2 protein-coding genes and 1 pseudogene are annotated in these 1,390 nt (G+C 36.7%); 1 reads left to right on the top strand and 2 read right to left on the bottom strand.

All coding sequences use genetic code 11. The features are described from left to right. A pseudogene (locus tag AC3WVG_RS11850) lies at window positions 1-409 on the top strand (hypothetical protein); the annotation flags it as partial. A gap of 5 nt (window positions 410-414) precedes the next feature. Here AC3WVG_RS11850 and AC3WVG_RS11855 read toward each other — a convergent pair. Beyond that, window positions 415-960: an Lcl C-terminal domain-containing protein gene (locus AC3WVG_RS11855; RefSeq protein WP_488798325.1), complete on the bottom strand. Its 546-nt coding sequence runs from the start codon at window positions 958-960 to the stop codon at window positions 415-417. Further along, on the bottom strand, window positions 957-1,202 hold the full coding sequence (locus tag AC3WVG_RS11860) for a hypothetical protein (RefSeq protein ID WP_488798326.1): 246 nt from the start codon (window positions 1,200-1,202) through the stop codon (window positions 957-959). The genes AC3WVG_RS11855 and AC3WVG_RS11860 overlap by 4 nt, the downstream gene beginning before the upstream one ends. Between the last annotated feature and the right edge of the window lie 188 nt (window positions 1,203-1,390).

Consider the following 1,390-nt stretch of genomic DNA (forward strand, 5'->3'; position numbering starts at 1 on the left):
TAGCATAGAGATAGAAGGAAAGTGGATAGCCAAAGAGGAGATAGGACATGGATATAGATTTGCAAAACTCTCTGGCATTGCAACTGCTGCAAGATTTGAGATAAAAGAAGGATTTAGTCAAACATTACTCGACTCTCTTCTTAACTTACGTTCTAATCAACCTCTTGACCCCTCAGCAGGTTCAGCATTTAAAAACCCTGAGGGTGATTATGCAGGAAGGCTCATAGAAGAAGTGGAATTAAAAGGTTTTAGGAAAGGTGATATGCAATCGAGTGAAATCCATGCGAATTTTTTAGTAAATCTTGGTGAGGGAAGTTTTGAAGATGCTAAGTACTTGATAGACTTGGCAAAAGAAAAAATCTTTGAGAAGTTTCATATTTTGCTCCAAGAGGAAATTAAAATCCTCTAAAGCATTTATCTACTTTGAAAAAATGGTTTAGCGTTTCCTCTTGAAACTGCACGACGTTCTTTTTCACTAATACATCTTACACATCTAATATAATTAGACTCTTTTTTATATCTTTTATACTGGTAAGCATCTGCAGGGAAAACCACATAGTATCTTACATCTGTTGCTGGTGTAGATGACCAAAAGTCGTTATCTCTATAGTAAGAAAATACTTGTCCCTCTTGTCTATGTACATGAACAAGTTCATCTGATGTGGGAAGTCTCCAGTCTGAGTATCCCGCATAATTAAGTCTACGACAATAATTCATAGCATGTCCCCATGTCCCGGCTTTAGCTACAGAGTGATTACGCTTATAGGCACCATCTTCTGCATCAACATAAGCTTGATCTTGCCACATAAGTAAGGCATCTTTTTCTACATAGATTTTATTTGCTTTACATATTCTATTTGGGATATCTGCTACCTCTGATAAATTTGGATTTACGTTTCCCCCCGCCATAAGCAATGCTGTAGACAAAAATATCCATAAAGTAATAAGCGATTTTCTCATTGTTTCTCCTTATTGTTTAACAATTGGAAGGCTGCTGTGACGATAGTGGAAGGGAGGAGGTAGTTAGCCACAACAGCCTTGTGATGACTATTATGCCATCGATTAAATTTATCTTCTACTATGATTTCCTCCTCAGCTTCACAACCATTGAATGGAATATATCCTCCCAGAAAATATTCACAGTCTTCATAATGTTGTTCACTAATATAAGTGTCTACTGGTTTGGCTTGTATGCTAGTCATATTTTACCTCCGCTTTAGGTTTAATTTTACGTTTAATTCTGTTACGTTGCGCTGGTGTTCTACCTTCCTTACGCAACTTGTCATTCATTAGTCGTTTCTTACGTTTACGATCTTTTGCTTTACTGTTTGGCATTTAACTACCTCCTGTTCACTATGGTTAAGAATAAATATCTTAGGCATCTCGCATT

The organism is Desulfovulcanus sp. (assembly GCF_982781345.1).